Raw genomic sequence first — 25381 nt, 5'->3', positions numbered from 1 at the left:
CACCCGCACCTTTCAGTATATGAAGTCATGCGAGTTCAGAGCATGCGTCAATCGAATCGAGACATTGTGAGGGCCGCGCTTAAAACCCCGCCACCGTCCCGTGCAGATCATACGCATCCGCGCGTTCGATCTTCGCCGTGACGATCTCGCCGACCTTTAGCGGCCGGCGTGCGGTGATATAGACCGAACCGTCGATATCGGGAGCGTCCGCCTTCGAGCGGCCCTTCGACACGGTCGGGCCGACCTCGTCGATGATGACCTGCTGCCGGGTGCCCACCTTGCGCTTGAGGCGGCGCGCCGAGATCTTCTGCTGACGCTCCATCAACGCATTCCAGCGCTGCTGCTTGATTTCTTCAGGCACCGCATTGGCGATGGCGTTGGAGGTCGCGCCGGCCACGGACTCGTATTTGAATGCGCCGACGCGGTCGATCTGCGCTTCCTCCAGCCAGTCGAGCAGATACTGGAAATCGCTTTCGGTCTCGCCGGGGAAGCCGACGATGAAGGTCGAGCGCAGTGTGAGATCGGGGCATTCCTCGCGCCACTTCTTGATGCGCGCGAGGGTCTTGTCCTGCGCGGCCGGGCGCTTCATCGCCTTCAATACTTCCGGGGCCGCGTGCTGGAACGGGATGTCGAGATAGGGCAGCACATTGCTGCCCGCATTCATCAACCCGATGACTTCGTCGACATGCGGATACGGGTAAACATATTGCAGCCGCACCCAGGCGCCGAGTTCGCCGAGCTCCTTGGCGAGATCATAGAACTTGGCGCGGACCTCGCGATCCTTCCACGGGCTGCTGGCGTATTTGATATCGACGCCGTAAGCCGAGGTGTCCTGCGACACGACCAGCAATTCCTTGACGCCGGCCTTCACCAGCTTCTCGGCTTCGAGCAGGACTTCGTTGGCCGGACGCGAGACGAGATCGCCGCGCAGCTTCGGGATGATGCAGAAGGTGCAACGATTGTTGCAGCCTTCGGAGATCTTCAGATAGGCGTAGTGCCGCGGCGTCAGCTTGATGCCCTGCGGAGGTACCAGATCGATGTGCGGATTGTGCACCGGCGGCAGCGCACGATGCACGGCGTCGAGCACGCTTTCATATTGCTGCGGCCCGGTGATCGACAGCAGGTTGGGATAGGCGGCTTCGATCTGCTCGGGCTCGGCGCCCATGCAGCCGGTGACAATGACCTTGCCGTTCTGCGCCATGGCTTCGCCGATGGCGCCTAGCGACTCCGCTTTGGCGCTGTCGAGAAAGCCGCAGGTGTTGACGATGACGATGTCGGCGCCGTCGTGCTTGCGGGCGAGTTCGTAACCTTCGGCCCGCAGGCGCGTGATGATGCGCTCGGAATCCACCAGGGCCTTCGGGCATCCCAGCGAGACAAAGGAGATTTTGGGCGCGGCGGCCTGTTGCATATTCGATCTGCCTGATTGAGAGGCAGCAGGTAGTCCCATTTGCCCATAATTACAAGGCTTTAAGCCGTGCGCGGGCGTGCTATGGGTATGCTGCATCCATGTGAGTGCCCGATGCCTGCCGACCAGTCGCCCAAAATTGTCATTGTCGACGAGAGCCCGATCCGGGCCGCGATCCTTGAAGAAGGGCTGCGGGAGGCTGGCTATGTGGACGTCCAGCATATCCGGGAGATGCATAACCTGCTGGCCCGGATTTATGCCCTGGATCCGGACGTTATCGTCATCGACCTCGAAAACCCCAGCCGCGACGTGCTGGAACAAATGTTCCAGGTGTCCCGCGCGGTGCGCCGGCCGGTCGCCATGTTCGTCGACCAGAGCGACGCCGAGTCGGCGCGGGCTTCGGTCGAGGCGGGGGTATCCTCATACATCGTGGACGGGCTGAAGAAGGAGCGGATCAAGCCGATCCTCGATCTCTGCATCTCCCGTTTCAATGCTTTCTCCAAATTGCAGGACGAGCTCGAGCGCACCAAGTCGGCGCTGGAGGAGCGCAAGATCATCGACCGCGCCAAGGGCATCGTGATGAAGCTCAAGGGCCTCAATGAAGAAGAGGCTTACGTATTGCTGCGATCCACGGCGATGCGTGAAAAGAAGAAAATCGGCGAGATCGCGCAGTCGATCATCACCGCAGCGGAGTTGCTGAAATGATCGACCACCCGCTTCGCATCGGCTTCATTCCGCTGGCCGACGCCGCCGCCCTGATTGTCGCGGTCGACAAGGGGTTCACGAAAGCCGAGGGGCTGAATGTCGAATTGGTCCGGGAAGTGTCGTGGTCGAATGTCCGCGATAAGCTGAATATCGGCCTGTTCGAAGCGGCGCATCTGCTGGCGCCCGTTGCCATCGCGTCCAGCCTCGGGCTCGGGCACGTGAAAGTGCCGATCGTGGCGTCGTTTAATCTCGGCATCAACGGCAATGCCATCACCGTCTCGCCGGCGCTGCATGCAGCGCTGATGTCGGAACTCGACGGTGACCCGACCGATCCGATGGCCACCGCGCAGGCGCTGCGCCGCGTGGTCGTCGCCCGTGCCCGTGCCGGCGCCGATCCCTTGACCTTCGGCATGACGTTTCCGTTCTCGACGCATAATTACCAGCTCCGTTTCTGGATGGCGGCCGGCGGCGTCGATCCCGATGAGGACGTCCGTCTCGTGGTGCTGCCGCCGCCTTACATGGTCGACAGTCTCGCCAACGGTCACGTCGATGCGTTCTGTGTCGGCGCGCCCTGGAATTCTGTCGCGGTCGATCTCGGCGTCGGCCATATTCTGCATTTCGTCTCCGACATCCTGCTGCGCGCTGCCGAGAAGGTGCTGGCGATGAGGCAGAACTGGGCGGAGAAGAACCCGGACACCGTGGCGGCACTCACCCGGGCGCATGTGAGCGCGGCTGCCTTCATCGAGGCCCCGGAGAACCGCAATGAGATTGCCGCGATTCTCGCCAAGCCCCAATATATCGGCGTCTCGCCGGAGGTCCTGCTGCGGACGCTGGATGGCCGGCTGAAGATTTCACCGGATGGCACCATGCGCGAGAGTGGGCGCTATCTGCTGGTCGGCCGCGAAGGAGCCGGGCGTCCCGATCCGGTTCAGGCCGCCTGGCTCTATGCCCAGATGGTGCGCTGGGGACAGGCCGCGATCAGCCCCGAGGCGCTGAAGATCGCACAGGGTGTGTTCCGCCCCGACCTCTACGATGCCGCGCTCGGTATCACCGGGAGCGCTTTGACTGATGTGCCCGACGCGGTGGGCGCCTTCGCTGGACCTCCATTCGATCCGAGCAACATCGCTGCCCATCTCGCTGCGTTCGAGATCGCGCATATGAAGTCGTAGCGGCGGCGTCAGTTCGCCGATGTGTGGATGCCGCATTCCGTTTTGGCGCGGCCGCGCCAGCGGCCGGCGCGGGGGTCCTCGCCAGGCGCGGTGCGGGACGTGCAGGGCATGCAGCCGACCGACGCAAAGCCTGAGGCCACGAGCGGATGTGGCGGCAGCTTCGCCGACGCATAGATCAGCCCGATCTCGTCCGGCGTGACATTGGCGAATGGATTGAATTTCAATTTTGAACCATCGTCCTCGACGACGGGAATGACGGCGCGCGATGCGCCCTGAAATCGTTTGCGGCCGTTGATCCACGCGCTGAACGGCGTCAGTGCCTGCGCCAGCGGCTCGACCTTCCGGATCCGGCAGCAGGTGTCGGGATCGGACGACCACAAATCCCCATCGCTGTCGTGAGCGGCAAGCGCATCTACCGCGGGACGGATCGTTCGCACGTCGCGCAGGCCCAGCGTCAGGATCAGTTGGTCGCGATAGGCGAGTGTCTCCTCGAACATCCAGCCGGTGTCGAGAAACAGCACGGGGATGGCGGGATCGACATCGGCCATCACCTTCAGCAACGCCGCAGATTCCGTACCAAACGAAGATACCAGCGCGAGTCTATCCCGGCCCACGACATCAAGTGCCGCGGCAATCACCTTGGCGGGCGAGGCGGATTGCAGCGCTTGATCGTATTGGACAGCACCTGCGACGGCTCCGGGCGACAACATCTCGAACTCCTCAACACATCCGGCTTGACTGGAATAAGATTCTATATATCAGTTGTTTGTCGCCTCTTAATAGAAAAATATTCTTTCTATTTGAGAAGCGCAGTTTAGATTTTTTGACCCCATAAATCGAGTTCCAGAGATGCACTTTCTCCGAGCGTATCCGCTTCGTGAGCAACGGCGAATCTCACGGCGGTTTTGAGGACCTGGAGAAGGCGTATGACGTCGACCAATCTCGAACGCGTCCGATCGGACGTGGTATCGATGGACCACCTCGATCAACTGGAAGCGCAGAGCATCTACATCCTGCGCGAGGGCTTCGCCCGGCTGAAGAAGCTGGCCTTGCTGTGGTCGCTCGGCAAGGACTCCAACGTCATGATCTGGCTGGCGCGCAAAGCGTTTTTCGGCCACGTACCGTTCCCCGCGCTGCATGTCGATACCGGCAAGAAGTTTCCGGAGATGTACGCATTCCGCGATCACTATTCGAAGGAGTGGGGACTCGACCTCACCGTCGAATATTGCCCGTCGATCGATAGTGTCGATCCGACACTGCCGCCAGCGGCGCGCTCCGCAGCGCGCAAGACCGAAGGTCTCAAACTTGCGTTGGCGAAGCACGGCTTCGACGGATTGATCGCCGGCATTCGCCGCGACGAAGAGGCGACCCGCGCCAAGGAGCGTGTGTTCTCGCCGCGCGGTGTCGAGGGCGGATGGGACGTGCGCGACCAGCCACCGGAATTCTGGGACCAGTTCAACGCCTCGCCGCCGCCCGGTGCGCATCTGCGCATTCATCCGATCCTGCATTGGACCGAAGCGGACATCTGGGCCTACACGGCGCGCGAAAACATCCCGATCATTCCGCTCTATCTGGCCAAAGACGGTAAGCGCTACCGCTCGCTGGGTGATGCCGACATCACCAATCCCGTCGCATCCACCGCCAGCACGATTGCCGAAATCCTGGTCGAGCTCGACGGCACCACGATTCCCGAGCGCGCCGGCCGCGCACTCGATCACGAGACCGAAGACGCCTTCGAGCGACTGCGCGTCGCGGGCTATCTGTAGAGGTGATGCCATGACCAAACCCGTCAATCCGACCTCGCTCGGAATGCCCAACGGCACCACGCGCCCGCAACTGCGCATTGTCATCGTCGGCCATGTGGATCACGGCAAGTCGACGCTGGTCGGTCGCCTGCTGCACGAGACCGGTGGCTTGCCGGATGGCAAGCTGGAGATGCTGAAAGCGGTGAGCGCCCGGCGCGGCATGCCGTTCGAATGGTCGTTCCTGCTCGATGCGCTGCAGACCGAGCGTGACCAGGGCATCACCATCGATACCACGCAGATCCGCTTCCGCACCAAATTGCGCGACGTCATTCTGATCGACGCGCCCGGCCACGCCGAGTTTCTGCGTAACATGATCACCGGTGCATCGCAGGCCGATGGCGCCGTGCTGATCGTCGATGCGCTGGAAGGCGTTCGCGATCAGACCCGGCGCCATGCCTATCTGCTGCATCTGCTGGGCGTGAAGCAGGTGGCCGTCGTCGTCAACAAGATGGACCGCGTCGATTTCAGCGCCGAGCGCTTTCAGGCGATCAGCGACGAAATTTCGGCGCATCTCATTGAACTCGGCGTCACGCCCGCCGCGGTGATTCCGATTTCGGCGCGGGATGGCGATGGCGTGGCCACCCATACCGACCGTATCGGCTGGTATCGCGGGCCAACAGTCGTGGGCGCGCTCGATGCGTTGAAGCCGGCACTCGCGCTTGATGAATTGCCGCTGCGGCTACCGGTACAGGCGATCTACAAGTTCGACGACCGCCGCATCGTGGCCGGGCGTATCGAGGCCGGGCATCTGGCTGTCGGCGACGACGTGGTGATCATGCCCGCCGGCAAGCGAGCAAAGATCAAGAGCGTGGAGCGCTGGTCGGCGACGCCGCTGGAAGGCGAGCACGGGGCAGGGCGATCCGTCGGTATCACGCTCGACCGCGAACTGTTCGTCGAGCGCGGCGACGTGATCGCGCATGCTGGCGCGGTGCCATCGGATACACGACGACTGCGGGCGCGGATCTTCTGGCTGCACGATCAGCCGCTGACAGCGGGATCGTCGATCCTGGTGCGGCTCGGCGTGCGCGAAGTGCGCGGCCGTGTGATCGCGATCGAGAAGGCGATCGATCCCGGTGAACTGGCCAGTGTCGAGACCAAACAGATCGCACGCAATCACGTCGGTGAAATCGAGATCGCACTGTCGCAACCGGTCGCCGCCGATCGCTATGTCGACAATCCGCGCACCGGACGTCTCGTGATCGAGGTCGGCGGCCGGATCGCCGGTGGCGGTCTCGTGCTCTCCTTTGATGCTGCCCAACGCGCGGCGTCGTCGGACATCGTGCCGGTGCAGTCGGCACTGCAGCCTGAGGAACGTTCGGCGCGCTACCGCCATCAAGGCGCGGTGGTGTGGTTCACGGGATTGCCGGGATCGGGCAAGTCGACGCTGGCGCGCGCGCTGGAGCACCGTCTGTTCGCCAAAGGCGGTTCGCCGATCCTGCTCGACGGCGATACGCTGCGCGCCGGACTCAATCGCGACCTCGGCTTCTCCGCTGCCGATCGCAGCGAGAATGTCCGGCGGCTGGCGGAGATGGCCGGCCATCTCGCCCGCAACGGTCATATCGCCATCGTCGCGGCTGTGTCGCCCTCGCGCGGCGACCGCGCCGAGGCCCGCAACGCTGTCGATACTGCATTTCGCGAGATCTATGTCGCGACGCCGGCGGAGATCTGCGAGCAGCGCGATCCCAAGGGGCATTACGCCAAGGCCCGCGCCGGAGACCTGCCGGGCTTCACCGGTATCGCCAACGACTATCAGGCGCCGGAGACGGTCGAACTGCGGATCGACACGTCGACGGTCGATGTGGGTCGCGCGATAGATGGCATCGAGGACATGTTGCGGCAGACGCAAGTGCTGGACGACGGAGCCGCTAATCTGGCGGCGTTCGAGGCGGTCTAACGGTTAGGCCCGCGCTCACTTTTGCGCCTCATGATGAGGTCAAGGAAAGCTGGTTCGCCAGCTTTCCTCTTGGCGAGGCGACAAATCCGAAAGGCCACGAGTCCAGGCTGGGTTCCTTCGTCGCAAGGGCCCTCGCACCGATAGCTGCCATTGACGTTCCCACCGTCTAATTATTGAGCGTGCGGTGCACAAACGCTGGCACCGAACGGCCGGGTTCGGCCCGATCTCGACCTCAATCCCCTGATTTATTGATATTTTTCCCCCGATGACGATCTGGCACGAGACTTGAATGTCTCTAGTCAACCGGCGTTCGCTGATGCCCGCCGGCCAGTTCAGATGGATTTCCGCAGCAACGAGGCTGATCGGATCGCTTCAGAATTCAAGCCGGCGCGACGCGCTGACTTGAGCCTGTGCGGTCCGCGATCCTTATCCCCGTTGAAGCCACGCTGTGGCCCGCAGGAGCTTCGTCCCGCATGAAAATTGAAACGCTCTCCATCGACTTTACTGACGAACAGAAGCGCTACCTGGAAGGCTTTTCGACCGGGCTGCAGATCAGTCGCGTCGGCAAGGGTCTCGGCGGCGCTGCGTCAGCCAAGGCCAATGCGGAGCCGACCGGACCGGATGCGCCGCATATCAAGGCGCAGGACCGCACGATTGCGTCGGGCAAGAAGCTGGTCGAGCAGGAGAAATGGAAGCGCGAGGAACACCCGTTCGACGCCTATCCGCGGCTGCGCGATCAGGCCGCGATCGATGCGCGGCCATCGCCGGCCGACAATTTTCGCTGGCGCTATTACGGCATCTTCTATGTGGGTCCGACGCAGGACTCCTATATGTGCCGGCTTCGGATCCCGAACGGCATCATGAAGCACTGGCAGCTTGCAGGTCTTGCCGATCTCAGTGACGAGCTCTGCGGTCCGTTCTCCCATGTGACCACGCGCGCCAATCTGCAGGTGCGCGAGATTCCGCCGAAACATGCCGTGAAGCTGATCGAGGGTATCCAGGATCTCGGTCTGTGCTCACGTGGCTCCGGGGCTGACAACATCCGCAACGTCACGGGCACGCCGACCGCGGGCATCGACCCGCAGGAACTGCTGGACACGCGGCCCTATGCGCGCGAGTGGCACTATCACATTCTCAACGACCGCACGCTGACCGGCCTGCCGCGCAAATTCAACGTCGCCTTCGACGGCGCCGGCAAGATCGCCGTGCTGGAGGACACCAACGACATCGCCTTCCAGGCAGTCGAAGTGAAAGATGGTTTCGGCGCCGCGCCCGGCGTCTGGTTCAAGCTAGGGATCGGCGGCATCACCGGCCACAAGGATTTCGCCACCGATACCGGCATCATCGTGAGACCGGAGGACTCTACCAAGGTCTCCGACGCCATCGTGCGCGTCTTCATCGATCTCGGCGATCGCACCAACCGGCTGAAGGCGCGGTTGAAGTATGTGATCGACGGCATGGGCGTGGAGAAGTTCCTGACCATCGTCGAGGAGAAGCTCGGCGCGCCGTTTACCCGCGTTCCGGCGGACGCGTTGCTGCCGCGCCCAAGCTTCGATCGTACGGCGCATATCGGGGTGCACAGACAGAAGCAGGACGGGTTGAACTGGATCGGTGTGGTGCTGCCGCTGGGCAAGGTGACGACCGATCAGATGCGGGGGCTTTCGAAGATTGCGGCCGATCTCGGCGACGGCGATATCCGCCTTACGGTGTGGCAGAACCTGCTCATCCCCGGTGTGAAAGACGCGAATGTCGCGCTGGCGACTGCGGCCATCGAAGCCCTCGGCCTTGCCATCAAGACCACCGAGATTCGCGCCGGCCTGATCGCCTGCACAGGCCGCGCTGGCTGCAAGTTCGGCAATGCGGATACCAAGCGCACGGCAACAAACATCGCCGAATGGTGTGATACGCGCGTCGAGGTCGATACGCCGATCAACATCCATCTCACCGGCTGCCATCATTCCTGCGCGCAGCATTACATCAGCGACATCGGCATGATCGGCGCGCGCGTGGCGCTGGACGATAGCGACGACACCGTGGATGGCTTTCACATCTTCACCGGCGGCGGTTTCGGCCCGCAGGCCGATGTCGGGCAGGAGGTCTATCAGAACGTGAAGTCCGAGGACGCGCCCGTCGTCGTCGAGCGGCTGCTGAAAGCCTATCTCGCCCACCGCGCGTCGCCGGACGAGACCTTCCTCACTTTCTCGCGCCGTCACGACGCAGCTTCGTTGCGCAAGCTTGCTGATGAACAGGTGTCCGCATGAACCAGATGACGCCGCCGCCCAAACTCGAGATCATTCCTGCGTCTGCGCCGTTCTCGGAAGCGCAACGCTCCTGGCTGAACGGCTTCTTCGCCGGCCTGCTGTCCGATGCGTCGGCGACGCCGCTCTCTGCAGAGCAGGGCGCCGCGATCATGGAAGAGGACGACGGTGCGCCGTGGCATGACCAAACCATGCCGATCGCCGATCGCATGAAGCTCGCCGAAGGCAAGCCGGTTCGTCGCAAGATGATGGCGGCGATGGCGCAGCAGGACTGCGGCCAGTGCGGCTATAACTGCAACGACTATTCCGACGCGATCGCCTCCAAGGCCGAAGCGCGGCTGAATCTCTGCGTGCCCGGCGGCAAGGAGACCGCGCGGATGCTGAAGTCGCTCTATGAAGAGCTCGACAAGGCACCGGCCGGCGCCACGCCCGCGGCGGCAGCGACGAGTGCTGCAGAACCGGTCGAAGTCGCGGCGCCTGATCCCTCGACGCTCGGCCGCTCGCGCGACAATCCCGCACCCGCGGTGTTTCTCGGCCGCCGCCTGCTCAATGGCAAAGGCTCCGAGAAAGAGACCTGGCATATCGATTTCGATCTATCGGGCTGTGGCCTCGATTACGTCGTCGGCGACAGTTTCGGCATCTTTGCGTCGAACGATCTCGGTCATGTCGACCAGATCATCGCGCTGCTCGGCGCGTCGCATACGACGGAAGTGCGCGGCAAGACGCTGCGTGAAGTACTGCAATACGACGTCTCGCTGGCCCCGGCGCCGGATTCGCTGTTCGAGCTGATGTCCTATCTCACCGGCGGGGCGCAGCGCGCCAAGGCACGCGCACTGGCGCAGGGCGAGGACCCCGATGGCGATGCCGCGACGCTCGACGTGATGGCTGCGTTGCAGAAATTCTCCGGCGTGCGGCCGCACCCGGAAGCTTTCATCGAGGCGCTTGAGCCACTGCAGCCGCGGCTCTACTCGATCTCGTCGTCGCACAATGCGACGCCCGGCAAACTGTCTCTCACCGTCGATATCGTTCGTTACATGGTCGGCAAGCGGAAGCGCCATGGTCTGGCCTCGAGCTTCCTCGCCGATCGCATTCAGCCCGGCGACGAGCTCAAGGTCTATGTCCAGAAGGCGCATGGTTTTGCGCTGCCGGAAAATCCGGAGACGCCGATCATCATGGTGGGGCCGGGCACGGGAATCGCGCCGTTCAGGGCGTTCCTGCACGATCGCAAGGCCACCAAGGCGCCGGGCAAGAACTGGCTGTTCTTCGGCCATCAGCGCAGCGCCTCGGATTTCTTCTATGCCGACGAACTCAATGGCATGAAGACCGAAGGCTTCCTCACACGGTTGTCGCTGGCCTGGTCGCGTGACGCCGGTGAGAAATTCTACGTGCAGGATCGCATGCGTGAGGTCGGCCGCGACGTCTGGACGTGGCTCGCCGAAGGCGCCCATGTCTATGTCTGCGGCGATGCCAAGCGCATGGCCAAGGATGTGGAGCGGGCTCTGGTCGATATCGCCGCCCAGCATGGCGCGCGTTCGACCGACGAGGCGGTGATGTTTGTCGGCGAGCTGAAGAAGAAGGGGCGGTTTCAGCTCGACGTATATTGATATCTCTACCCCTCATCCTGAGGAGCCCGCCATTAGCGGGCGTCTCGAAGGATGGCCGCAGACTCGGAGCGCCGGCATCTCATGGTTCGAGACGGCGCTTCGCGCCTCCTCACCATGAGGGGAGCGCGCGTTTGCGAGAGAACTGTTTTGCTTCAACTGCGTCATCAGTAGAACGCTTCCTCAGCGATAAATTGCGATCTCTCCCGGCGCTGCTCTCATTGGAGATAATCTCTCCATCCTGCGCGACATTCAAAATTCCATTTTATTGACCGAAGCCGCCGCGCTGCGCATCCTCGTACCATTGAAATCACAGGGGCGGGAGTCGTCGGACTCTCACGGCTGAGCTTCCACTCAACACATTGACCATCGCATCAGCGTGAGCCGCAACACCATGCGTTGTGGCCATGGGCAGCGCTGTGCCGATCGCAAGGAGACCAGATGTCGAACGATGATCACAACCGCAAGCCGCTGATGGATCGCCGGTCGCTGCTGCGCGGCGGCGCTGCGGCTGCATTGGCCGCGCCACTCGGCGTATGGGGCGCGCAGGCCTTTCCGTTTCGGCAGGCGTCACCCATTGATTTTTCCGAATTTCCGATCTGCAGGACCGCATCGGAGGCGCCCGCGCTCACCGGTGCACCGCGTAAATTGAAGCTATCCTGGAATGCAGGCGCGGTCTGTCTTGCGCCGCTGCCGGTCGCCATCGATCACGGCTTCTTCCAGAAGCAGAACCTTGACGTCGAGCTGGTCAACTACAGCGGCTCGACGGACCAGCTTCTCGAAGCCATTGCCACCGGAAAATCCGATGCGGGCCTGGGTATGGCGCTGCGCTGGCTGAAGCCCTTGGAGCAGGGCTTTGACGTCAAGATTGTCGCCGGCACTCATGGCGGCTGCCTGCGCGCGCTGGCACCGGCGAAGTCGGAGGTGAAAAGCGTTGCGGATTTCAAGGGCAAGACCATCGCCGTCGGCGATATGGCCGGCCCCGACAAGAACTTCTTCTCGATCCAGCTCGCCAAGGCCGGACTCAATCCGGACAAGGACGTCGAGTGGCGGCAATATCCCGGCAATCTGGTGCGGCTCGCCGTGGAGAAGGGCGAAGCACAGATCGGACTGGCATCCGATCCGCTGGCCTATCTTTGGCTCAAGGATGGGGAGCTGAAGGAAGTCGGCTCCAATCTCGATGGCCCCTACAAGGATATCAGTTGCTGCATCGTCGGCGTGCGCGGCAGCCTCCTGCGTGACGATCCACTGGTCGCACGCGGCCTGACGCAGGCGCTGCTCGATGCTGCGATGTTCGCATCGCAGAATCCGGAGAAGGCTGCGAAGTCGTTCCAGCCCTATGCGCCGAAGAATGCCACCGTTGAAGATCTGCTGGGCATGGTGAAGTATCATACCCATCATCATCACCCCGTGGGCGATGCGCTGAAGCGCGAGCTGAAATCCTACGCCGACGATCTCAAGACGGTTTCCGTGTTCAAGCCGTCAACCGACACCACCAAATTCGCGGAGCGCATCTATGCCGACGTATTCCGCGTCTGAGATCGCACCGCTTGGCGGTGACCGCGAGACCGCGCTCATTGCTGGCGATGGCGGACTTCAATTCATCAGCAAGCTTCGTTTCAGCTTTACGGGGATCGGGGCAGGGCTCGCATGGCTGGCTTTCGGCCTGTCATGCCTGCGATGGCCAGATATCGGCGACTGGCCACGCACCGAGGCTGTAGCCTATACGGCATTCGCGATTGCTGGCGGCATCGCGATTGCGACCACGGCGCAGGCAGCGCTCGGCAAATTCGGCGAGGGCGTGCAGCGACGCGCGCCCTGGCTGTTTGCCTTGGGAGCGTTCCTGACGCTGTGGGAGCTTGCAACGGCAAAATTCGGCTGGCTGCCGCTGCCGTTCTTTCCACCGCCGCAGTCCATCGTCGAGGTCTATACCGACGACCTGCCGAAACTGCTGGACAGCGCTTTCGCCTCGGTGAAGCTGCAGCTTGGCGGCTACTTCATCGGCGCGGCCGTAGGCTTCCTCACCGGCGTCTCCATCGGCTGGTCACGGCTCGCGGGCTACTGGGTGCATCCAATCCTGCGCTTCATCGGACCATTGCCGGCGACGGCCTGGCTGCCGATTGCGTTCTTCACGTTCCCGTCGGCCTGGAGCGCCAGCACGTTTCTGATCGCGCTGGCCACCGGCTTTCCGGTGACGGTGCTCACGTGGTCGGGCGTGGCCAGCGTCAGCACCGCCTATTACGATGTCGCGCGAACGCTCGGCGCAAGACCGTCTTTCCTGGTGACTAAGGTCGCAATCCCCGCGGCACTCCCGCATGTGTTTGTCGGTCTGTTTATGGGGCTCGGCGCGTCCTTCGCGGTGCTGGTCGTGGCCGAGATGATCGGCGTCAAGGCGGGCCTCGGCTTCTATCTGCAATGGGCGCAGGGCTGGGCGTCCTACAACAACATGTATGCGGCACTGATCGTGATGTCGCTGCTCTGCTCCGGCGCGATCACGCTGCTGTTCAAGGTGCGCGATCACCTGCTGGTCTGGCAGAAGGGGGTCGTCAAATGGTAGCGCTGGCAAAACCGTTTCAGCCCGCAGCGACCGGCGCGTCGCTGGATGTCAAAGGCGTCAGCCATGCCTTCGATATCGATGGCAACGTGCTGCCGGTGCTCGACGATGTCAGCATCAGCGTTGCGCCCGGCGAGTTCGTAGCACTGCTCGGCCCCTCCGGTTGCGGCAAGTCCACGCTGCTGCGTCTGGTCGCCGGTCTCGAGCCGCCGCGTGCCGGCGCGCTGGAAGAAGATGGCGTTGCCATCACCGGACCTTATCCGTCCCGCGTCGTGGTGTTTCAGGATCCGACGCTATTTCCGTGGCGGACGGTCTGGGACAATGTCGCGCTTGGACTGGAGGCGCAGGGTGTGCTCAAGACGCAGCGTCACCGCGTCAATGCGGCGATCGATCTCGTCGGCCTCGGAGCCTTCCGGAAGGCCTATCCGCATCAACTCTCGGGTGGCATGGCGCAGCGCGTGGCGCTGGCGCGCGCGCTGGTAAACGATCCGCGCATCCTTGTGCTCGATGAGCCACTCGGCAAACTGGATTCGCTGACACGCATCACCATGCAGGCCGAACTGGTGTCGCTCTGGCAACGCAACGGCTTTACAGCACTGCTGGTGACCCATGACGTGGAGGAGGCATTGTTTCTCGCCAACCGCGTCATCGTGTTCAGCGATCGTCCGGCACGCGTGACGGCGGATATCACGGTCGACCGGCCCTATCCGCGCCATCGCGGCGATCCGCATCTGGCCGAGCTGCGACGACAGATCCTGGGGTTGCTCGGGCTGGACGCGACGTGGTGAGCTCCTCCCGACTATGGTCCGTTGCGGGTGAGGGTACGCTCCACCGATAGCTGCATACGAGGCATGGTTATTGCATTCCTTTTAGGCTGACACACGGTTCAGCCCAAGGGAACGACATGTACAGCACCAACCGACGTGATTTCATCCGCCTGACGGCCATGGCCGCGGCGCTGTCCACGACCAGCATCAAGGCCTTCGCCGCTGACCGCGTGGTCAAGATCGGAACGCTGAAGCTCATTCACGGCGTCACGCCGTATTTCTACGAGAAATTCGCGCCTGATGGCGTCAAATTCGAGGTGATCCCATTCGAAACCCCGACCGACGGCAAGAACGCCGTCGTGACGGGCACTGTCGATTTCGGCATCTTCGGTTTTGCCGCGGCGACGCTCGGCGGCGCCAATGGCGAGCCGATCGTGGTGATCGCGTCTGCCTGCAATCGTGGCATGGCGGTCGTCGCCAAGAAGGATTCCGGGATCAATACGATCAAGGACCTGAAGGGCAAGAAGGTCGCGATCCTGCCGGGCTCGACCCAGGAAGTCGTGATCCTCGATCGTCTCTCCGCCGAAGGCATGACGGTGAAGGACGTCGAGTCCGTCCGTCTGTCGTTCAGTGACATGGCGCCGGCGCTCGCCCGCGGCGACATCGACGCCTATGTGGGCGCCGAGCCCGGGCCTGGCATCAGCCTCGCCAATGGCGTCGGTCAGATCGTCGAATATCCCTATACGACGCCGACCGGTTCGCTGAACATGGTGCTGGCCACGCGCCGCGAACTGATCGAGAAAGATCCGGAACTGATCAAGGCGCTGCTCAAGACCCACCGCCTGGCCAGCGAATATGCCATGAAAGACCGCGAGGCCTTTATCGCCATCGCCATGCAGAAGCTCGGCCAGCAGAAGCCGTCGATCGAGAAGGCCGCGCCGAATGTAGAGCTAACCTGGAATATCGACGACCAGTTCATGAAGCAGGCGGAATATTACGGTGGCCAGATGCTGTCCAAGAAGCAGATCCGGCAGCTGCCGGACTACAAGACCTTCATCGATGCGAGCTTCGTGAAGGCGCTGGCGGCCACGTGAGCGCGTTGTGAGCCTGCAAAGCACGATGGACGATACGTCCAACAGGGTCGAGCTTGCGCCGGCAGCGGAAACCCCGGTGCCTGCGGCCGGCAAGCGCGGGCAGGGCGTGCAGCGGGCGCGCACAGTTGCGCTCGCGCTGATCGTGCCGGTCTGCCTGATGGTGATTTGGGACGTCATGGTGCGCTGGACCGGCACGCGACTGGTGCCGTCGCCCTATGGCGTCGCCGTAATGATGTGGGATTTCGCTTTCGGCGGAGTCTATGACGACGCGTACAGCGCCAGCCTGCCGATCCATTTCTGGAAGAGCGTGCAGCGTGTCTATGGCGGCTTTCTCTGTGCGGCGGCGGTCGGCATTCCGCTCGGGCTGATGATCGGGCGTATGCCGTTGCTACGCAAGCTGCTCGATCCGACGCTGTCGTTGCTGCGACCGATCCCGGTGACGGCATGGCTGCCGTTGTCGATGATCTTCTTTGGTCTCGGACCGCGCGCGGCGATCTTCCTGGTATTCCTCGGCGCGTTCTTCCCAATCCTGCTCAATACGGTTTTCGGTGTTCGCTCCGTCGATATCAGGTTGTTCGAAGCGGCGGAGATGCTCGGCTGCAGCGGCGCGCAGCAATTCCGCTCCGTCGTCTTACCGGCAGCGCTACCCAGCATTTTCAACGGCCTTCGTCTCGGTGCAGGTTTCGCATGGATCCTGATCGTGGTCGGCGAGATGACCGGCGTGCCCGAAGGCCTCGGCGCTGTCATCATGGATGGCCGCACACTGTCGCGCACCGATCTCGTGATCACCGGCATGATCATCATCGGCATCACCGGCTTCGTGTCGGATCGCATCCTGCTGATGCTCAGCAACTACTTCCTTCGTTGGAGCCCACAGCATCATGCTTGATCGACCAACCACAATTGCGCCTGATATCCTCGAGGTCAGCGACGTCGGGAAAATCTATCAGGCCTCCAACGGCCCGGTTGAAGCGCTGCGCAGTGTCAATCTCACCATCCGCAAGGGCGAGTTCGTTTGCCTGCTCGGCGCGTCCGGTTGCGGCAAGTCCACCTTGCTGCGCATCGTCGCCGGCTTTGAGACGGCGACGATGGGTTCCGTGACCATGTATGGCTTTCCCGTCGACAAGCCGGGCCCGGATCGCGGCATAGTGTTTCAGGATTACGCGTTGTTTCCGTGGCTGACGGTGCGCGACAATATCGGCTTCGGCCCCAAACATCGCCGTGTAGCGAGCAAGGTCGTGGGCGAACTCACCGACAAGTTCATGGCCATGGTGGGATTGACGGCCTTTGCCGATCGCTATCCGCACCAGCTCTCCGGCGGCATGAAGCAACGTGTCGCTATCGCGCGCGTGCTCAGCAACGACACCGACATGCTGCTGATGGACGAACCGTTCGGCGCGCTGGATGCGCTGACCCGCAGCAAGCTGCAGGAAGAACTCGTTGAGATCTGGCGCACCACCGGCCTTACGGTGATCTTTGTGACGCATTCGGTCGAGGAGGCGGTGATGCTGGCGGATCGCGTGATCGTGATGTCGGCGGGGCCGGGCCGGATCGACTGCGAAATCGAGGTCGACCTTCCGCGCCCGCGCGACGTCGCATCGCCGGAGTTCAACGCTTTGCGGCGCGAGGTGACGCAGAAGCTCACGAGCCATATCGCCGGCAGTCGGGGCAAGGCGGCAGATTCCTGAATCGGGCTTCAAAATCGCGCGAATAAAATTCTCGCCTGAGGTCACCGGAGAGAATTTTCACCTGTGGGTCTGAGGCCCATCAGTCCCGCTGTCGTTATTTCCGAGTACCGCTTGTAACGCCTGCCGAACGGCATTCTCTAGGGTTAGAGAAGCCGAAAGCAATACAATATGGACGCGGTTCCCAGCATTATTGACAGAGTTAATTTGCTCGTTCCAGGATTTGCGGAACGTGCGCCATCGCATGATCGTGCGGCAAGTTTTCCATTTGAGAATTTTCAGGAACTGTCCGAGGCGGGCCTTCTGGCGCTGCCGGTGCCAAAGGCGCTGGGCGGCGTGGGCGCCGGGGTGCGCGAGGCTGCGCGCGTCGTAAACGCGGTTGGCAAGGCCGATGCCGCGACCGCGCTTGTATTGGCGATGCACTATATCCACCATCTGGTCATCACGCGGAACGGCAACTGGCCTGCGCATCTGGCGCAGCGCGTGTCGCGCGACCCCGTGAATGGCCCTGCGCTGATCAACGCGTTGCGCGTCGAGCCCGATCAGGGATCGCCATCGCGGGGCGGTCTGCCTCAAACCACAGCGAAGCGCACGGCCGAAGGCTGGCGCATGACCGGCCGCAAGATCTATTCGACCGGTGCGCCGATCCTCAAATGGTACACTGTTTGGGCCAAGACGGACGAGCCCGACGTGCGCGTCGGCGTCTTTCTGGTGCCGGCGGGTCTGCCAGGCACCGAGATCGTCGAGACCTGGGATCATCTCGGTCTGCGCGCCAGCGGCAGCCATGACGTCGTGTTCGACGACGTGCTCATTCCGCTCGACAACGAGGTGGATCTGCGCCGTCCCAGTGATTGGGGTGCGCCGGATGTGTCGCAGGCGACCATCCAGGCCGTGCTGGTCGGTGCCGTCTATGACGGCGTGGCGCGGGCGGCGCGCGACTGGCTGATCGACTTTCTCAAGACCCGCACGCCGTCGAGCCTCGGCGCGCCGCTGGCGACGCTGCCGCGGGCGCAAGAGATCGTCGGCGGCATCGAGGCGAAGCTCGCGGTGAATGCGCGGCTGCTCGAGACCTTTGCACGGGATATCGATGACGGTGTTACGCTGACGCCGGTTGAGGCGAATATCCTCAAACTCACGGTTACCAATAATGCCGTGGCTGTCGTCGAAGACGCGCTGTCGCTGACCAGCAATCACGGACTGACCCGCGCCAATCCGCTGGAGCGGCATTATCGCGACGTGCTGTGTGGCCGCGTGCACACGCCGCAGGACGACAGCACCAAGATTTCCGCCGGACGCATCGCGCTCGGCATCTGAACAACAGCAGGAAGTGGAGACAACCATGTCCGTCGAATTCATCGGCTTCATCACCAACAATGACGCATCTGAGACCCGCGTGCGCTCCGGCGCGGTGCTCGATCCCAGCTATATCGAAACCGTAGCGAAGGCGCACGAGCTCGCCGGGTTCGACCGCGCGCTGCTCGCCTTCCATTCGACCTCGCCGGACGGCCTGCAGGTCGCCCAGCATGCGCTCGGCGTCACCGAAAAGCTGAAGGTGATGATCGCGCAGCGTCCGGGTTTCACCGCGCCGACGGTGCTGGCGCGCCAGCTCGCCACCATCGAGAATTTCCACCATGGCCGCGTCTCGCTGCACGTCATCACCGGCGGCAATGCCAAGGAGCTGCGGCAGGACGGCAATACGCTCGACGACAAGGACGAGCGTTACGCGCGCACCAGCGAATGGCTCGACATCATCAAGCAGGAATGGACGAGCGAGAAACCATTCGACTATGCCGGTAAGTATTATCAGGTTGAGGGCGGCTTCTCGCAGGTGAAGCCGACCGTGCCGATCCATGTCTTCGTCGGCGGCGCGTCAGATGCGGCCATCGACGTGTCGGGCAAACATGCCGACACCTTCGCGCTGTGGGGTGAATCCTATGCGCAAGTCCGCGACGTCACCGGCCGCGTGCGGGCCGCTGCTGCCAAGTATGGTCGTCCGGCGCCGCGATTCAGCCTGTCGGTGCGCCCGATCATTGCCGACACCGAGGAGAAAGCCTGGGCCAAGGCCGATGATATTCTCGCCCGGGCCACCGCGCTGCAGGACAAGACCGGCTATCGCAAGCCGGCCGATGGCCATGCCACCGCCGGTGCGAAGCGTCTGCTGGCGCTGGCCGAGCAGGGCACCCGCATCGACAAGCGGCTGTGGACCGAGATGGCCGCGCTCACCGGCGCGAACAGCAACACCACCGCGCTGGTCGGCACGCCCGAGCAGGTCGCCGAAGTGTTCGCCGACTATTACGATCTTGGCGTCAGCCATTTCCTGATCCGCGGCTTTGATCCCCTGATCGACGCCATCGATTACGGCCGCGAACTGATCCCGCGCACCCGCGAACTGATTGCGGCGCGTGACGCCGCCAAGGGAGTTGTCGCAGCATGAAACGGCTTGTTCTTGCCGCCGGTCTGATCCTCGCGGCTTTTGCCACTTCCGCCCACGCCGAGACCACGCTGATCGTCGGCGACCAGAAGGGCAATGCGCGCGCCGTGATGGAAGCATCCGGCGTGCTGAAAGACGTGCCCTACAAGATCGAGTGGAAGGAATTCGCCGCGGCAGCGCCGCTGCTGGAAGCGCTCGGTGCCGGTGCACTCGATAGCGGGCTGGTCGGCGATGCGCCCTTCACCTTTGCAGCAGCGGCCAATGTGCCGGTCAAGGCCATCGGCGCGATCCGGCAGACCGGCGACGGTCTCGCCGTGCTGGTGCCGAAGGACTCGACGATCAAGAGCTTCGACGATCTGAAGGGCAAGAAGATCGCCACTGGCCGCGGCTCGATCGGGCATCAGCTCATTCTCGCCGCGCTGGAACAAAAGGGCTGGACGGCGAGCGATGTGCAGATCGTGTTCCTCGCTCCGTCGGATGCCAAGGTCGCTTATACCCGCGGCTCAGTCGATGCGTGGTCGACCTGGGAGCCCTATGTGAGCCAGGAAGAGGTGCTGTTCCAGTCGCGTGTCCTGCTGAATGCCGAGGGCCTGACATCGGGGCTGAGCTTTGTCGTGGCGACGCCGAATGCGATCCGCGACAAGCATGCCGAACTCGAGGACTATCTCCGCCGCCTCACTGCGGCCCGGGCCTGGGCGCTGAAGAACGCGGATGCTTACGCGCAGACCTGGGGCAAGCTGATGAACGTGGCGCCGTCGGTGCCGCTGAACTGGCTGACACGTGCAAAAATCCGCATCGCACCGATCGACGATGGCGTCGCCGCGGATGAACAGAAGACCATCGATCTCTATTTGCGCAGCGGACTGATCAAGCAGAAGCTCGATGCCAATGCGATCGTGGATCGATCGTTCAACGATGCCATCGGGAAGGGGGCGGGGCTGTAGTCGAGCCTCCTCAGACTCCGACGTCATACGCGGGCTTGACCCGCGTATCCATCTTAGCGACGGAAGATGGATGGCCGGGTCAGGCCCGGCCATGACAACGTTCTTGATTGGCGTCGCAGAACAGACATCCGTAAATCCACGTATTCCCGGTCTCCCTCCGTCGGCCCACCATCGCCCGGCAACGGAGACCAGCGCAGATGCATCACGGCGATATTTCATCCAGCAAGGACGCGGTCGGCGTCGCCGTCGTGAATTACAAGATGCCGCGGCTTCACACGAAGGCCGAGGTGCTGGCCAATGCGCAGAAGATCGCCGACATGATCGTCGGCATGAAGATCGGTCTGCCCGGCATGGATCTGGTGGTGTTCCCGGAATATTCGACCCAGGGCATCATGTACGACTCCAAGGAAATGTACGAGACCGCCTCGATCGTACCCGGCGAGGAAACCGAGATTTTCGCGGAGGCCTGCCGCAAGGCCAAGGTCTGGGGCGTGTTCTCGCTGACCGGCGAACGCCATGAACAGCATCCGCACAAGGCGCCGTACAACACGCTGATCCTGATGAACGATCAGGGCGAGATCGTTCAGAAATATCGCAAGATCATGCCATGGGTGCCCATCGAAGGCTGGTATCCCGGCAATTGCACTTATGTCTCCGAGGGGCCGAAGGGCCTGAAGATTTCGCTGATCATCTGCGATGACGGCAACTATCCCGAAATCTGGCGCGACTGCGCCATGAAGGGCGCCGAACTGATCGTGCGCTGCCAGGGCTACATGTATCCCGCCAAGGATCAGCAGGTGCTGATGGCCAAGGCGATGGCCTGGGCCAACAATACTTATGTTGCCGTTGCCAATGCCTCAGGCTTCGACGGCGTCTATTCGTATTTCGGCCATTCGGCGATCATCGGTTTCGATGGCCGCACGCTCGGCGAATGCGGCGAGGAAGACTACGGCATTCAATATGCGGCGCTGTCGAAATCGCTGATCCGCGACGCGCGCCGCACCGGACAGTCGGAGAACCATCTCTTCAAGCTGCTGCATCGCGGCTACACCGGCACGATCAATTCCGGCGAAAGCAACAAGGGCGTCGCGGCGTGTCCGTTCGATTTCTATGCAAACTGGGTCAACAATCCCGACAAGGCGCGCGAGAATGTCGAGGCCTTCACGCGGCCGACGGTCGGTGTCGAGGAATGCCCGATCGAGGGACTGCCACATGAGGGGATGTTGAACGATCGGTGATGAATTCACTGTCATTCCGGGGCGCGTGCGCATCTTTGCGCATGCGAACCCGGAATCTCAAGATGAGTCCCCACTGTCCGCCCCCGTCATGTTAGAGGTGATGAACATTTCGGGATTCCGGGTTCGCGTGCGAAGACGCACGCGCCCCGGAATGACGGTGGAGTTCTAAAGCGCCGTCTTGAACGGCGCCACATCGATCCCCGCCGCCTTCAGCCCATCTCGTACATGGCGGCCAAGTTCGACGGCTCCCGGCGTGTCGCCGTGAATGCACACGGTGTCCATCTTCATCTTGATCACCTTGCCAGTGATCGAGATGACTTCCCCGGTCTGTGCCATCTTCACCACACGATCAGCAACCATCACCGGATCATGCAGTACCGCACCGGGCTTCTTGCGCGAGACGAGATTGCCGTTGTCCTCATAGGCGCGGTCGGCGAACACTTCATGTGCCAGAGGGAGTCCGGCGGCTTCGCCGGCAGTTACAAGTTTGGAATTCGCCAGCACCACGAAGGTCAGATCGCGGTCGACGGCTTTGATGCCGGCGGCGATGGCGCGGGCGGTCATGTCGTCCTCGCAAGCGACGTTGGAGATCGCGCCGTGGGCCTTCACATGGGTGACCTTGTAGCCTTCCATGGCGGCGATCGCCTGCAAGGCGCCGATCTGGTACGCGATCAGGTTCTCGATCTCGAGTGCGGTGAGACCGACGATAGGCCGGCGGCCGAAACCGTGCAGGTCGCGATAGCCGGGATGCGCGCCGATCTTGACGTTCCGCGCCTTGGCGAGCTGCACCGTCTTGCGCATCACATCGGCGTCGCCCGCGTGATAGCCGCAGGCGATGTTCACGGAGGACGCGAGGTCGATCATCGCGGCGTCGTTGCCCATCTCCCACATGCCGAAGCTTTCGCCGAGGTCGCAGTTCAGATCGATGGTCGCCATAGTCGTGCTCTTTCGTGAGTAGGATTCGAAATCAGTCTTGCGCGTCTGCCGTCTGCGGTGCCTGCCACGTATTGTCATCGGTTGCACTGACGGCGACACCAGCGACATTGGACGACAGCAGCGCCTTGATGTCCAACATCAGGATGTTGGAATCATGGACACGACCGGGCAGGCTCTGCAGCAGTTCGGCGAAGGCGCGATATTCCGCCTGCGCCTCGGCCATGGTGATGGCTTTAAAGCGGAAAGCGCGGCCCGGCTGGGTCTGGCCGAACCGGCCGAGATCCGTCGAGATCACCGTGGCGATCTTCGGATAGCCGCCCGACGTGCCCCGGTCGGGCATCAGCACGATGGGCTGGCCGTTGCCGGGTACCTGGATCGAGCCGTTCACGGTGCCGTCGGAAACGATGTTGTGCCCGTGCAGATGTTTAATGACGGGACCTTCGAGGCGATAGCCCATACGGTCGCTGGTCGCCGAGATCTTCCACTCGCTGCTGAGGAACACTTCTTTGGCGTCACCGAATTCATCGTCTTGTGGTCCAAGCACCACGCGGATCGGACCTTCGGCCGGCGCAGGCAAATCGATGCGCTTCTCGTTGGCGCTGCTCGCAGCCGCCACCAGCAATTCGTCACCGGCCTGCAGCGGGCGCGGATAGGGACTGCCGAGACCGGCGCGGGCGTTCACGGCCAGGCTGCCGAACATCGGCTCGCCGCGCACGCCGCCTTCGATCGCGAGATAGCCGAAGGTGCCGGCGCGGGCGACGCCGAGATTGAGGCTCTCGCCATCGGCCAGCGTGACGGATGTATTGACGTTGAAGGGCGTGCCCGCGATATCGGCCGGCCGCGTCGCGCCGGTGAGTGCAACACGCACGGCGCCGCCTTTGGCGGTGAAGACTGAATTGAGCGGGCCGAGTTCGATGGTGGCTGCGAACAGCGTGTTGCCGAGCAGGGCATTGGCGGCGGCCATCGCCAGTCGATCGACGGCGCCCGATGGCACCAGGCCATAGCGCTGCGCGCCGAACCGGCCGACATCCTGCACTGACGTGCCGGGGCTCACGGAAGTGACGATGAGCTTGCTCATGATGCGATCAGCTCCGCGACGAATGCACCGGCTTCGGCCGCGCGGTCCTGCTCGGCAAATGTCTTCTCGTCGACAGCGGCGAAGGTGATGGCGTCGCCGGGTTCAAGCAGGAAGATGGGATCGCGGCCGAGCTGATAGGTGCGCACGGCGGTCCGTCCGAGCAGATGCCAACCGCTGGGGCCGGCAAGGCATTGCACGCCGGTCTGGATGCCGCCGATGGAAATCGTGCCGGGCGGTGTCAGCAGTCGGGGATTCTGCCGGCGCGACATCTGCATCGAACTCGGCAGCCCGCTGAGATAGGACCAGCCCGGCGTGAAGCCGATCATCGCCACCTTGTAGTCGCCGCCTACATGGCGTGCGACCACTTCGTCCGGCGTGATGTTGAGCGCCTTGGCGACGTCTTCGAGATCGATGCCGTTTTCGCCGCCATAGGCGACCGGGATGCGCCAGCGCCGGGCCGCCTTGGCTTCGGGGAGCGGCTGGAGCGCCAGTTCGGTCAGCTTCTCACCCAAAGCATCGAAGCCGATCTGCAGCGGATCGTAATGCACCAGCAGGGAGCGATAGGTCGGCACGGTTTCGGTGACGGCAGCAAGACCGGCCGACGCGACGAGTTTGTCGAGCGCCAACACCCGGCGGTTGGCTTCCTCGTCGATGGTGCGGCTGAATTCGACGGTGATGGCAGCATCGCCACTGGGGAGGATGCGGGGCGGGGAGAGAGCTGCGACCATGGCCTCACAACGTCAGTATTGGACAATCATGCATAGCGCGTTTTACCAGCGAGTGGAATTCGCAATCTGAAAATAGCCGTGCATCTTCAATAAATTAATACGCATGTTGGCGATAAGCCGTACTGATCGCAGAGGTTTCATCACATTGCATGGCGCTTTGAAGCAGCAGCCCTTGACGCGCTGGCATTCCACCGCAAGATGCGCCGCCGTAAGTCCAACGTCCTGCACCCTCTGACCTGAAGAGCCCTGCGTATGTCCCTGACACCCGAAGCCATTGCCACCCTGTCGAAGGTCACCACCGCGACCATCACCACCGTTCTCCTGAAGAAGGGCCTGCGCAATGTCTGGCTGCGCGGCGCCAAGCCGCTGCGCCCCGGTCAGCCCCGTCTCGTCGGTCCGGCCTTCACTCTCCGTTTTGTGCCGGCGCGCGAGGATCTCGCTACCCCGGAATCGTGGTCGTCGCCGATCTCGACCCGCACCGCGATCGAAGCTATGCCGGAAGGCTGCATCGCCGTGGTCGACGCCATGGGCATCACCGACGCCGGCATCTTCGGCGACATCCTCTGCGCCCGCATGCAGAAGCGCGGCGTCGCTGCGCTGATCACCGACGGCGTGGTGCGTGACATCGAAGGCGTGCTCGGCACCAATCTGCCGGTCTGGTGCGACGGCTATGCCGCTCCGCCGTCAGTTGCCGGCCTGACCTTTGTCGGCTGGGGTGAACCGATCGGCTGCGGCGGCGTTGCCATCTTCCCGGACGACGTCATCGTTGCCGACCAGGACGGCGCTGTCGTGATTCCGAAGGCCTTCCTCGATCTCATCCTCGCCGAAGGCGCCGAGCAGGAGCGCATGGAAGCCTGGATCGTCAACGAGGTGAATAACGGCGCCACGCTGCCCGGCCTGTATCCGATGAATGCCGAGACCAAGGCGCGCTACGCCGCGTCGAAGAAGTAATCAACCAAACCAATACCCTCATCCTGAGGAGCGGCCGCTTGGCCGCGTCTCGAAGGGCGAGGGAGTGTTCATCCCTCATGGTTCGAGACGGCGCTGCGCGCCTCCTCACCATGAGGGCCAGAGATTGGAGACCGTGCC

At 62.8% G+C, this 25381-nt stretch carries 22 protein-coding genes; 17 read left to right on the top strand and 5 right to left on the bottom strand.

Going from position 1 to position 25381, the window contains the following annotated elements; translation table 11 throughout:
• Window positions 1-79: 79 nt before the first annotated feature.
• Complete coding sequence (gene rimO / locus LPB73_RS12200; RefSeq protein WP_231080720.1) at window positions 80-1408, bottom strand: 30S ribosomal protein S12 methylthiotransferase RimO; 1329 nt, start codon at window positions 1406-1408, stop codon at window positions 80-82.
• 111 nt (window positions 1409-1519) lie between these two features.
• On the opposite strand from rimO, the gene LPB73_RS12195 reads away from it, so the two are divergent.
• Both LPB73_RS12195 and LPB73_RS12190 read left to right on the top strand, forming a co-directional pair.
• The gene (locus tag LPB73_RS12195) at window positions 1520-2110 is read left to right on the top strand and encodes an ANTAR domain-containing response regulator (RefSeq protein ID WP_089264382.1); all 591 of its coding nucleotides are present in this window, start codon (window positions 1520-1522) and stop codon (window positions 2108-2110) included.
• Window positions 2110-3279 (top strand): CmpA/NrtA family ABC transporter substrate-binding protein, encoded by a 1170-nt coding sequence (locus LPB73_RS12190; protein ID WP_231081139.1) that lies wholly within the window; start codon window positions 2110-2112, stop codon window positions 3277-3279. Before LPB73_RS12195 ends, LPB73_RS12190 begins: the two co-directional genes overlap by 1 nt.
• Before the next feature lie 8 nt (window positions 3280-3287).
• Here LPB73_RS12190 and LPB73_RS12185 read toward each other — a convergent pair whose 3' ends face one another.
• The gene (locus tag LPB73_RS12185) at window positions 3288-3989 is read right to left on the bottom strand and encodes a phosphoadenylyl-sulfate reductase (protein WP_231080719.1); all 702 of its coding nucleotides are present in this window, start codon (window positions 3987-3989) and stop codon (window positions 3288-3290) included.
• A 216-nt stretch (window positions 3990-4205) separates the two neighbouring features.
• On the opposite strand from LPB73_RS12185, the gene cysD reads away from it, so the two are divergent.
• The 14 genes from cysD (at window position 4206) to LPB73_RS12115 (ending at window position 21550) form a co-directional block, all read left to right on the top strand.
• On the top strand, window positions 4206-5045 hold the full coding sequence (gene cysD / locus LPB73_RS12180; RefSeq protein WP_068731681.1) for a sulfate adenylyltransferase subunit CysD: 840 nt from the start codon (window positions 4206-4208) through the stop codon (window positions 5043-5045).
• Window positions 5046-5055: 10 nt separating this feature from the next.
• Window positions 5056-6978 carry an adenylyl-sulfate kinase gene (cysC, locus tag LPB73_RS12175; RefSeq protein WP_231080718.1) on the top strand — a complete coding sequence of 641 codons (1923 nt, stop codon included), beginning with the start codon at window positions 5056-5058 and terminating at the stop codon, window positions 6976-6978.
• 473 nt (window positions 6979-7451) lie between these two features.
• Window positions 7452-9239: a NirA family protein gene (locus tag LPB73_RS12170; protein ID WP_231080717.1), complete on the top strand. Its 1788-nt coding sequence runs from the start codon at window positions 7452-7454 to the stop codon at window positions 9237-9239.
• Window positions 9236-10840, top strand: a complete 1605-nt coding sequence (locus LPB73_RS12165) for a sulfite reductase subunit alpha (RefSeq protein WP_231080716.1) — start codon at window positions 9236-9238, stop codon at window positions 10838-10840. Before LPB73_RS12170 ends, LPB73_RS12165 begins: the two co-directional genes overlap by 4 nt.
• 438 nt (window positions 10841-11278) lie before the next feature.
• A complete protein-coding gene (locus tag LPB73_RS12160) occupies window positions 11279-12376 on the top strand; it encodes an ABC transporter substrate-binding protein (RefSeq protein WP_175369097.1) in 1098 nt (365 codons plus the stop codon).
• On the top strand, window positions 12354-13394 hold the full coding sequence (locus LPB73_RS12155; RefSeq protein WP_231080715.1) for an ABC transporter permease: 1041 nt from the start codon (window positions 12354-12356) through the stop codon (window positions 13392-13394). Before LPB73_RS12160 ends, LPB73_RS12155 begins: the two co-directional genes overlap by 23 nt.
• The gene (locus LPB73_RS12150; protein WP_231080714.1) at window positions 13388-14179 is read left to right on the top strand and encodes an ABC transporter ATP-binding protein; all 792 of its coding nucleotides are present in this window, start codon (window positions 13388-13390) and stop codon (window positions 14177-14179) included. Before LPB73_RS12155 ends, LPB73_RS12150 begins: the two co-directional genes overlap by 7 nt.
• Window positions 14180-14295: 116 nt before the next feature.
• Window positions 14296-15252 (top strand): ABC transporter substrate-binding protein, encoded by a 957-nt coding sequence (locus LPB73_RS12145; protein ID WP_231080713.1) that lies wholly within the window; start codon window positions 14296-14298, stop codon window positions 15250-15252.
• Between the two features lie 25 nt (window positions 15253-15277).
• Window positions 15278-16141: an ABC transporter permease gene (locus tag LPB73_RS12140; RefSeq protein WP_231080712.1), complete on the top strand. Its 864-nt coding sequence runs from the start codon at window positions 15278-15280 to the stop codon at window positions 16139-16141.
• Entirely contained in the window at window positions 16134-16940 is an 807-nt protein-coding gene (locus LPB73_RS12135) for an ABC transporter ATP-binding protein (RefSeq protein ID WP_231080711.1), read from the top strand. The genes LPB73_RS12140 and LPB73_RS12135 overlap by 8 nt, the downstream gene beginning before the upstream one ends.
• A 168-nt stretch (window positions 16941-17108) precedes the next feature.
• The gene (locus LPB73_RS12130; protein ID WP_231080710.1) at window positions 17109-18251 is read left to right on the top strand and encodes an acyl-CoA dehydrogenase family protein; all 1143 of its coding nucleotides are present in this window, start codon (window positions 17109-17111) and stop codon (window positions 18249-18251) included.
• A 25-nt stretch (window positions 18252-18276) separates the two neighbouring features.
• Complete coding sequence (locus LPB73_RS12125; RefSeq protein WP_231080709.1) at window positions 18277-19371, top strand: LLM class flavin-dependent oxidoreductase; 1095 nt, start codon at window positions 18277-18279, stop codon at window positions 19369-19371.
• Window positions 19368-20312 (top strand): ABC transporter substrate-binding protein, encoded by a 945-nt coding sequence (locus LPB73_RS12120; protein ID WP_175369091.1) that lies wholly within the window; start codon window positions 19368-19370, stop codon window positions 20310-20312. Before LPB73_RS12125 ends, LPB73_RS12120 begins: the two co-directional genes overlap by 4 nt.
• A gap of 197 nt (window positions 20313-20509) precedes the next feature.
• Window positions 20510-21550 (top strand): aliphatic amidase, encoded by a 1041-nt coding sequence (locus LPB73_RS12115; protein WP_175369090.1) that lies wholly within the window; start codon window positions 20510-20512, stop codon window positions 21548-21550.
• Between the two features lie 165 nt (window positions 21551-21715).
• Here the strand turns inward: LPB73_RS12115 and LPB73_RS12110 are convergent, their stop codons facing one another.
• Genes LPB73_RS12110 through pxpB form a run of 3 tightly spaced genes read right to left on the bottom strand, consistent with a single transcriptional unit; the run spans window position 21716 to window position 24292 of the window.
• The gene (locus tag LPB73_RS12110; RefSeq protein WP_231080708.1) at window positions 21716-22486 is read right to left on the bottom strand and encodes a LamB/YcsF family protein; all 771 of its coding nucleotides are present in this window, start codon (window positions 22484-22486) and stop codon (window positions 21716-21718) included.
• A gap of 31 nt (window positions 22487-22517) precedes the next feature.
• Window positions 22518-23564, bottom strand: a complete 1047-nt coding sequence (locus LPB73_RS12105; RefSeq protein WP_231080707.1) for a biotin-dependent carboxyltransferase family protein — start codon at window positions 23562-23564, stop codon at window positions 22518-22520.
• On the bottom strand, window positions 23561-24292 hold the full coding sequence (gene pxpB / locus LPB73_RS12100; protein ID WP_068731715.1) for a 5-oxoprolinase subunit PxpB: 732 nt from the start codon (window positions 24290-24292) through the stop codon (window positions 23561-23563). The genes LPB73_RS12105 and pxpB overlap by 4 nt, the downstream gene beginning before the upstream one ends.
• A 252-nt stretch (window positions 24293-24544) precedes the next feature.
• Here pxpB and LPB73_RS12095 point away from each other — a divergent pair, with 252 nt between their 5' ends.
• Complete coding sequence (locus LPB73_RS12095) at window positions 24545-25243, top strand: ribonuclease activity regulator RraA (RefSeq protein WP_089264363.1); 699 nt, start codon at window positions 24545-24547, stop codon at window positions 25241-25243.
• The last annotated feature ends 138 nt before the right edge of the window (window positions 25244-25381 follow it).

The sequence above is a fragment of the Tardiphaga sp. 37S4 genome (genome assembly GCF_021044645.1).
Classification (GTDB): Bacteria; Pseudomonadota; Alphaproteobacteria; order Rhizobiales; family Xanthobacteraceae; genus Tardiphaga; species Tardiphaga robiniae.
This window is presented reverse-complemented; position numbering and strand designations above follow the sequence as displayed.

Excerpts from the sequence above, each read along its gene's own strand:
- LPB73_RS12170 (WP_231080717.1), top strand. The coding sequence starts at position 7,452 with ATGAAAATTGAAACGCTCTCCATCGACTTTACTGACGAACAGAAGCGC.
- cysC (WP_231080718.1), top strand. The coding sequence starts at position 5,056 with ATGACCAAACCCGTCAATCCGACCTCGCTCGGAATGCCCAACGGCACC.
- LPB73_RS12125 (WP_231080709.1), top strand. The coding sequence starts at position 18,277 with ATGTCCGTCGAATTCATCGGCTTCATCACCAACAATGACGCATCTGAG.
- LPB73_RS12185 (WP_231080719.1), bottom strand. The coding sequence starts at position 3,989 with ATGTTGTCGCCCGGAGCCGTCGCAGGTGCTGTCCAATACGATCAAGCG.
- LPB73_RS12135 (WP_231080711.1), top strand. The coding sequence starts at position 16,134 with ATGCTTGATCGACCAACCACAATTGCGCCTGATATCCTCGAGGTCAGC.
- LPB73_RS12095 (WP_089264363.1), top strand. The coding sequence starts at position 24,545 with ATGTCCCTGACACCCGAAGCCATTGCCACCCTGTCGAAGGTCACCACC.
- LPB73_RS12165 (WP_231080716.1), top strand. The coding sequence starts at position 9,236 with ATGAACCAGATGACGCCGCCGCCCAAACTCGAGATCATTCCTGCGTCT.
- LPB73_RS12145 (WP_231080713.1), top strand. The coding sequence starts at position 14,296 with ATGTACAGCACCAACCGACGTGATTTCATCCGCCTGACGGCCATGGCC.
- LPB73_RS12120 (WP_175369091.1), top strand. The coding sequence starts at position 19,368 with ATGAAACGGCTTGTTCTTGCCGCCGGTCTGATCCTCGCGGCTTTTGCC.
- LPB73_RS12110 (WP_231080708.1), bottom strand. The coding sequence starts at position 22,486 with ATGGCGACCATCGATCTGAACTGCGACCTCGGCGAAAGCTTCGGCATG.
- LPB73_RS12155 (WP_231080715.1), top strand. The coding sequence starts at position 12,354 with ATGCCGACGTATTCCGCGTCTGAGATCGCACCGCTTGGCGGTGACCGC.
- LPB73_RS12160 (WP_175369097.1), top strand. The coding sequence starts at position 11,279 with ATGTCGAACGATGATCACAACCGCAAGCCGCTGATGGATCGCCGGTCG.
- pxpB (WP_068731715.1), bottom strand. The coding sequence starts at position 24,292 with ATGGTCGCAGCTCTCTCCCCGCCCCGCATCCTCCCCAGTGGCGATGCT.
- LPB73_RS12195 (WP_089264382.1), top strand. The coding sequence starts at position 1,520 with ATGCCTGCCGACCAGTCGCCCAAAATTGTCATTGTCGACGAGAGCCCG.
- LPB73_RS12105 (WP_231080707.1), bottom strand. The coding sequence starts at position 23,564 with ATGAGCAAGCTCATCGTCACTTCCGTGAGCCCCGGCACGTCAGTGCAG.
- cysD (WP_068731681.1), top strand. The coding sequence starts at position 4,206 with ATGACGTCGACCAATCTCGAACGCGTCCGATCGGACGTGGTATCGATG.
- LPB73_RS12115 (WP_175369090.1), top strand. The coding sequence starts at position 20,510 with ATGCATCACGGCGATATTTCATCCAGCAAGGACGCGGTCGGCGTCGCC.
- LPB73_RS12150 (WP_231080714.1), top strand. The coding sequence starts at position 13,388 with ATGGTAGCGCTGGCAAAACCGTTTCAGCCCGCAGCGACCGGCGCGTCG.
- LPB73_RS12140 (WP_231080712.1), top strand. The coding sequence starts at position 15,278 with ATGGACGATACGTCCAACAGGGTCGAGCTTGCGCCGGCAGCGGAAACC.
- rimO (WP_231080720.1), bottom strand. The coding sequence starts at position 1,408 with ATGCAACAGGCCGCCGCGCCCAAAATCTCCTTTGTCTCGCTGGGATGC.
- LPB73_RS12130 (WP_231080710.1), top strand. The coding sequence starts at position 17,109 with ATGGACGCGGTTCCCAGCATTATTGACAGAGTTAATTTGCTCGTTCCA.